8 protein-coding genes and 1 pseudogene are annotated in these 6,803 nt (G+C 70.9%); 2 read left to right on the forward strand and 7 right to left on the reverse strand.

The genetic code is table 11. From position 1 onward, the window contains the following. The 5 genes and pseudogenes from AB4030_RS22195 to AB4030_RS22215 form a co-directional block, all read right to left on the reverse strand. A pseudogene (locus AB4030_RS22195) lies at positions 1–144 on the reverse strand (IS30 family transposase); the annotation flags it as partial. A gap of 87 nt (positions 145–231) precedes the next feature. Next, positions 232–723, reverse strand: coding sequence for a 2-C-methyl-D-erythritol 2,4-cyclodiphosphate synthase (ispF, locus tag AB4030_RS22200; RefSeq protein ID WP_442281372.1), 492 nt, complete (start codon positions 721–723; stop codon positions 232–234). After that, positions 720–1,520, reverse strand: a complete 801-nt coding sequence (locus tag AB4030_RS22205) for an SDR family oxidoreductase (protein WP_442281373.1) — start codon at positions 1,518–1,520, stop codon at positions 720–722. Before AB4030_RS22205 ends, ispF begins: the two co-directional genes overlap by 4 nt. Before the next feature lie 97 nt (positions 1,521–1,617). After that, a complete protein-coding gene (gene ispD, locus AB4030_RS22210; protein ID WP_442281378.1) occupies positions 1,618–2,328 on the reverse strand; it encodes a 2-C-methyl-D-erythritol 4-phosphate cytidylyltransferase in 711 nt (236 codons plus the stop codon). A 10-nt stretch (positions 2,329–2,338) separates the two neighbouring features. Continuing rightward, complete coding sequence (locus tag AB4030_RS22215; protein WP_142176769.1) at positions 2,339–2,821, reverse strand: CarD family transcriptional regulator; 483 nt, start codon at positions 2,819–2,821, stop codon at positions 2,339–2,341. A gap of 275 nt (positions 2,822–3,096) precedes the next feature. Here AB4030_RS22215 and AB4030_RS22220 point away from each other — a divergent pair, with 275 nt between their 5' ends. Continuing rightward, positions 3,097–3,618: a hypothetical protein gene (locus AB4030_RS22220; protein WP_442281374.1), complete on the forward strand. Its 522-nt coding sequence runs from the start codon at positions 3,097–3,099 to the stop codon at positions 3,616–3,618. Between the two features lie 128 nt (positions 3,619–3,746). On the opposite strand, the gene AB4030_RS22225 is transcribed toward AB4030_RS22220, so the two are convergent. Next, positions 3,747–4,430 (reverse strand): response regulator, encoded by a 684-nt coding sequence (locus tag AB4030_RS22225; protein ID WP_442281375.1) that lies wholly within the window; start codon positions 4,428–4,430, stop codon positions 3,747–3,749. A 71-nt stretch (positions 4,431–4,501) separates the two neighbouring features. Then, entirely contained in the window at positions 4,502–5,719 is a 1,218-nt protein-coding gene (locus AB4030_RS22230) for a sensor histidine kinase (protein WP_442281376.1), read from the reverse strand. A gap of 277 nt (positions 5,720–5,996) precedes the next feature. Here AB4030_RS22230 and phoU point away from each other — a divergent pair, with 277 nt between their 5' ends. Continuing rightward, complete coding sequence (gene phoU, locus AB4030_RS22235; protein WP_442281377.1) at positions 5,997–6,725, forward strand: phosphate signaling complex protein PhoU; 729 nt, start codon at positions 5,997–5,999, stop codon at positions 6,723–6,725. The last annotated feature ends 78 nt before the right edge of the window (positions 6,726–6,803 follow it).

The following is a 6,803-nucleotide window of genomic DNA, read 5'->3' on the forward strand; positions in this document are numbered from 1 at the left end:
GTTGTTCCCCGCGGTACGGGACACGCCGACCTCGCGTGCGGCCGCCAGGACACTCCACCCCCGCTCGCGCAGCTCCATGAACCGTTGACGCTTGGCCGACTGCGGGCGACGCCCCGGCCCCTTCTTGACACGACGAGACGACATCTTCACGACCCCGAACACTAGGAAGTGTTGCGACCGTCGCTAGAAACCACCCGGCAGGAAACTGAGCACTCGACTTCCGGGTGGTCATCAGCTCCCGGCGGGGAAGACGAGCGACGTCGCGATGGCGGCTACGCCCTCGCCGCGGCCGGTGAGTCCGAGGCCGTCCGTCGTCGTGCCGCTCACCGACACCGGGGCGCCCGCGGCCTCGGACAGGGCAGCCTCGGCCTCGGCGCGTCGCGTGCCGACCTTCGGTCGGTTGCCGATCACCTGGACGGCGATGTTGCCGATCTCGAAGCCGGCCTCGCGGACGAGCCGAGCCGCCTCGGCGAGCAGCGTGACGCCCGAGGCTCCCTCGAGCTCGGGACGCGACGTGCCGAAGTGGGCGCCGAGATCACCGATGCCCGCGGCCGAGAAGATCGCGTCGCAGGCGGCGTGGGCGGCGACGTCCGCGTCGGAGTGCCCGTCGAGACCGCGCTCCCCCGACCAGAACAGCCCCGCCACCCAGAGCTCGCGGTCCGACCCGTCCGCTGCGTAGGCGTGGACGTCCACCCCGACGCCGACCAGGGGGAAGGCCGTCACCGGGCGTCCTTCCAGTCGATCGGGCCCCGGTGGAGCTTGTGCGGGGCGGCCTGGGCCACGGGCTTGATGACCATGGTGTCGATGTTGACGTGCTGCGGCAGACCGACGACGAAGCCGACGCACTCCGCGACGTCGTCGGCCACGAGCGGACGGTCGACCCCGTCGTAGACCTTGTCGGCGGCGGCCCGGTCGCCGTGCAGTCGCGTCAGCGAGAACTCCTCGGTGTGCACCATGCCGGGCCGGATGTCGACGACCCGGATGTTCTCGCCGTTGAGCTCGAGCCTCAGGGTCTCGGAGACGACGGACGTGCCGTGCTTGGCCGCGACGTAGCCGCCGCCGCCCTCGTAGACCCGCTCACCGGCGATGGAGCTGATGTCGACGATCGTCGCTCGCGCGGAGCGGCGCAGCAGCGGCAACGCGGCCTGCGTGACCCGCAGCGTGCCGACGACGTTCGTCGCGTACATCCGCTCCCACTCCTCGGGGTCCCCGTCCTCGACCCGCGTCACGCCGATTGCGCCACCCGCGTTGTTGACGACGACGTCGCACCGCGCCAGTGAGCCGACGCCCGTCCGCACCGACTCCGGGTCGGTGACGTCCATGACGATCGCCCGGGACGAGCCGCCGGACTCCTCGATGTCGGCGACGACCTCGTCGAGCTTCTCGCGGCGGCGACCGGCGACGACCACGTCGAACCCGTCGCGCGCCAGGCGCCTCGCGATGGCCGCCCCGATGCCGGTGCCGCCACCGGTGATCAGGGCCAGGGGTCGGGACTGGGCGGGGGTCGTCGCATCGGTCACGCTGCCGACAATAGGCGCTGCCGGTTCGATGTATTCGCGCGGTCCAGAGCCCGCGCGAATACATCGAACGGGGGTGGGGGCGAGGGTGCGGTGTGGGTCAGGTGGCGGTGAGGAGACGGGCGGCGGCGTCGAGGTCGGCCGGGGTGGTCACCTTGAGGGCCCGCGGATCGCCCTCGACGACGAGGACCCGCTCGCCGAGACGCTCGACGAGACCCGCGTCGTCGGTCGCCTCGCTCGAGACGGCGTGCGCCCGCTCCAGCACGTCGCGCCGGAAGCCCTGGGGCGTCTGCACCGCGCGCAGGGCCGCACGCTCGGGCGTGCTCACGACGAAGCCGTCCTCGTCGACCTGCTTGATGGTGTCGACGACGGCAGCGCCCGGCACGACCGCCACGGCTCCGGCCGCCACGGCAGCCACGACGCGGTCGAAGACGTCGACGGGCGTCAGGCACCGGGCCGCGTCGTGGACGAGGACGATCTCGACGTCGTCGCCGAGCACGCCGAGACCGGCTGCGACGGAGTCGCCTCGCTCGGCCCCGCCCACGACGACAGTCACGGGCGCGGCCGACTTGAGCTCACGGCATACGCCCTCGGCCAGGGCCTCGGCGTCACCCCGGTGGGCGGCGGGAGCCACGACGACGACCTCGGACACTGCGGCGCACGAGAGAACCCCCCGCAGGGCGTGCCCCAGCAGGGGCACCCCGGCGAGGGGCACGAACGCCTTGGGGACACCGGCCCCCAGACGCGAACCGGAGCCGCCCGCGACGACGATGACGCCGACGCGACCGGCTCCGGTCTCGTTGTTCAGGATCTCGCTCGAATCAGGAAGCGAGGACCTCGTCGAGGATGGTCTCAGCCTTCTCCTCGTTGGTCTTCTCCGCGAGCGCGAGCTCGGAGACGAGGATCTGGCGGGCCTTGGCGAGCATGCGCTTCTCGCCGGCCGACAGACCACGGTCCTGATCACGACGCCACAGGTCACGAACGACCTCGGCGACCTTGATGACGTCGCCCGACGCGAGCTTCTCGAGGTTCGCCTTGTAGCGGCGCGACCAGTTGGTCGGCTCCTCGGTGTGCGGGGTGCGCAGGACCTCGAACACCCGGTCCAGACCCTCCTGGCCCACGACGTCGCGGACACCCACGAGGTCGCAGTTCTCGGCGGGGACCTCGATCGTCAGGTCACCCTGAGCGACCTTGAGCTTCAGGTAGAGCTTGTCCTCTCCCTTGATCGTTCGTGTGTTGATCTCTTCGATCAGTGCAGCCCCGTGGTGGGGGTACACGACCGTCTCGCCGACCTTGAAAACCATCTGCTGTTTTCCCCTTTCGCGACCTCCAGAATATCACGCATCAAGGCACATCGCGATCTCAGGAACCCGCATCGTCGCAGGTCAGAGCCATAGTCGAGGAGCAGAAGCCGACAGTTGACGTCTTGACAGAACCCGTACTGGCATGCATCAGCAGCCGCACCGGTCGGCGTGACAGCAGCCTCGTCCGAGCCCGACCGGAGCCCGCCACACCGCCGTCCACGCCGCCGCGGCGGGTACCCCGGCCCCTCGGCGCGCCCGCCGGTAGGCTGTCGCCCGTGAACCGTCGAATCCACGCCCCGGCCCCCGCGCGTCGCCCGTCCACCCGCAGAGTGTCGACGGTTCTCGCCGGAGTGGCCCTCGCCCTCGCCACGACCGGGTGCCAGGTCAACTCTCCCGTCCAGACGAACGTCGCCTACCTCCCCGCCGACGGCGTCCAGGCCGACGTGGGCCACCTCGCGCTGCGTGACCTCGTGCTCGTCGGTGACGGCACCGGCACCGTCGTCATCTCCGGGTCGGCGACCAACCTCGGCGAGCAGGACATGACGGTCCAGATCGCCGCGCAGCCCGACCCCAACGCGACGACGCCACCCTCCGGTTCCGAGGTGCAGCTGCGTCCGCACGAGCAGGTCAACCTCGCCACGAAGGGCCTGCAGCTGAGCGCCGTCACGACCAAGCCCGGGGGTCTCCAGCCGCTGGTCGTCACGTCGAGCACCGGCGGCACGGCCGTCGTCAAGGCTCCGGTGCTGACCCCGCAGAACTACTACTCCACGGTCACCCCGGCGCCCACCGGCAGCTGACCCGCGACGCCACGATGACCGGTCCACCCCGCGGGGAGGGCCGGTCATCGTTCGTTCGTGGGTGTGGTGGCCGCCGATGACGTATGCCGTGAGCGCGCCCCACGTCGTCGGCGTCGTGGCCGTTCGGCTCAGCTGGCCTCGAACTTGTAGCCGAGGCCGCGCACGGTGACGATGTGGACCGGGTTCGCCGGGTCGGGTTCGATCTTGGCTCGAAGGCGTTTGACGTGGACGTCGAGCGTCTTCGTGTCGCCCACGTAGTCGCTGCCCCAGACGCGGTCGATGAGCTGCATGCGGGTCAGGACGCGCCCGGAGTTGCGGAGCAGTATCTCGAGCAGCTCGAACTCCTTGAGCGGCAGGGACACCGACCGGCCCTGCACGCTGACGGTGTGGCGCTCGACATCCATCCGCACCGGTCCCGACTCGAGCGTCGACGGGAGCAGGTCCTCCGGCTCGGCGAGACGGCGCAGCACGGCCTTGACGCGAGCGAGCAGCTCGCGGCTCGAGTAGGGCTTGGTGACGTAGTCGTCGGCGCCGATCTCGAGGCCGACGACCTTGTCGATCTCGCTGTCCTTGGCGGTCAGCATGATGACCGGCACCGACGAGCGCTGACGCAGAGCGCGGCAGACGTCGATGCCGGAGAGACCCGGCAGCATGAGGTCGAGCAGGACGAGGTCGGCGCCGTTCTTGTCGAACTCGGCCAGACCGTCCGGCCCGGTCTCGGCCACGGCGACGTCGTAGCCCTCCTTCTTCAGCAGGTAGGACAGCGGGTCGGAGAACGACACCTCGTCCTCGACGATGAGAATGCGGCTCAAGACGGGGCCTCTCGGGGTCGGCCAGCGTGGGCTGGCGGGTTGCTCAGCTGGGGTCGGTCGGGCTCAGGCGCTCAGGCGCTCACGGACGGGGCGGCGCCAGCGTCGCGCGGCAGGGCGGCATACGTGCTCGGCACGTCGGGCTCGGCGGGCTCGATCGCTCTGGGGGCGTGGGCGGCGGGCAGCTCGATGGTGAAGGTCGACCCGCGCCCGGGCTCGGACCAGACCGACACGTTGCCACCGTGGTTGTCGGCCACGTGCTTGACGATCGCGAGGCCGAGGCCGGTGCCACCGGTCGCACGCGAGCGCGCCGTGTCGACGCGGTAGAAGCGCTCGAAGATGCGTTGCTGCTCGTCGGGCGCGATGCCGAGACCCTGGTCGGTGACGGAGACGTCGATGACGCCGGCGCGGCCGCGGCGCACCATGACGCCGACGCGCGTGCCGCTGTCGGAGTAGGCGATGGCATTGCCGATGAGGTTGCTGATGGCGGTCGTCACGAGGTCGGCGTCGCCCCACAACTCGCAGCCCTCGTCGATCGCCGTGACGAGCTCGATGCGGTGCTCGTCGGCGATGAGGCGGCTGCGGTCGGCGGCGTCGCGGGCGCACGCGCCGACGTCGATGAGCGTCGGGTCCTTGACGACGTCGGCGCCCTGGAGGCGGGACAGCTCGACGATCTCCTTGACCAGACGGGTCAGCCGGTCGGACTCGACGCTGATCCGCTTGGCGAAGCGCGCGACCGCCTCGGGGTCGTCGTGCGCGTCGAGCACGGCCTCGGCGAGCAGCGAGATGCCGCCGACGGGGGTCTTCAGCTCGTGGCTGACGTTGGCGAGGAAGTCACGCCGGATCTCCTCGACGCGGGCCGCCTTGGATCGGTCCTCGACGAGCAGCAGCACGTGGTCGGCGCCGAGGGGCGCGACGCGGGCGGCCACGACGAGGCGGCCGTCCCCGAGGCCCTTCTGCAGGGTCAGCTCGGCCTCGCGGATGATCCCGTCGCGGCGCACGGCACGGGCCAGGTGGAGCAGCTCGGGGTGCACGAGCTCCTGGCCGCGCACGAGTCCCTGCGCGACGGCCGCGGGTGAGTTGTTGACGACCCGGTCCGAGGAGTCGACGAGGATGCCGCTCGAGCGCAGGACCGCGATGACCTCGCCGACGCCGGGGGGCAGCGGCGGGTCAGCGGGAACGGCCTGCTCCGCCCCCGTCGATCGGTCCGACAGTCGCACGGCGACCATCGCCACGCCGCCGAGGGCGAGGCCGGCGATGCCACCGAGCGTTGCCGCGGTTGTCGGATCCACGACACTCAGCGTACGCATCCGTCCGCGAGGCTCTGACCACACGCGCTCCGGTCACGCGGATCGCGAACCCACTGTTCACCTCGACGTACCCACGCATTCACGCAGCCCTGCGAGCCTCTGCACCAGCGGGGACGTGACACCCCGCTCGTATGCCGTTCCGCGCGCGTCGCGGAGTGGCAGGCTGGCCCTCGTGCCATCGACCCGTGACACGGGCGGCACGCGGCGAGGCGGCACGAGCACGGACGACGACGCACGACCGGCAACTGACAGGAAGACCATGCGCGACCAGTTCCACGAGGACCTCGACACGATCTCGGACCAGCTCGTCGAGCTGACCCGGCTGGCAGGATCGGCCATCTCCCGCGCCACGACCGCTCTGCTCGACGCCGACGTCCATCTCGCGGAGTCGGTCATCGAGGCCGACCGCAAGCTCGACGACATCCGCATCGAGCTCGACGAGCTGTCGATCGACCTGCTCGCGCGCCAGCAGCCTGTCGCGACCGACCTGCGCATCGTCGTCACGGCGATGCACATGAGCTCGGACCTGGAGCGGATGGGCGACCTCGCCCGGCACGTCGCCAAGGTCGCCCGGCTGCGCACGCCCGAGTCCGCGGTGCCGCCGGAGCTGCGCTCCCACATCCTCCAGATGGGCCAGGTCGCCGAGGCGATCGTCGCCAAGTGCGGGTCGATCATCGCGAGCAAGGACGTCGCCGCGGCCATCGCGCTCGAGAAGGACGACGACGCGATGGACGACCTCCACCGCGAGCTCTTCGCGGCGCTGCTCGACGAGAACACGTCGTGGTCGCGCAGCTCGATCCTCGACCTGACCCTCGTCGGCCGCTACTACGAGCGGTTCGCGGACCACGCCGTGTCGGTGGCCCGCCGCGTCGTCTACCTCGTCACGGGCGAGTACGACTCGGAGGTCAGCTTCGACCACGAGGATGACGAGGACGCCGACGTCATCGCCGAGATCGAGCGCGGCACCACCCCCACCACCCCCGTCTGATCCCCCTCCCCCTCTCCCCTCCCCCTCCCCTTCAACCGTCGAGAGGCCACGTGTGGCCGCCTCGTGACAGTCGAAAGG

Source organism: Terrabacter sp. 2YAF2, from assembly GCF_052114705.1.
Classification (GTDB): domain Bacteria; phylum Actinomycetota; class Actinomycetes; order Actinomycetales; family Dermatophilaceae; genus Terrabacter.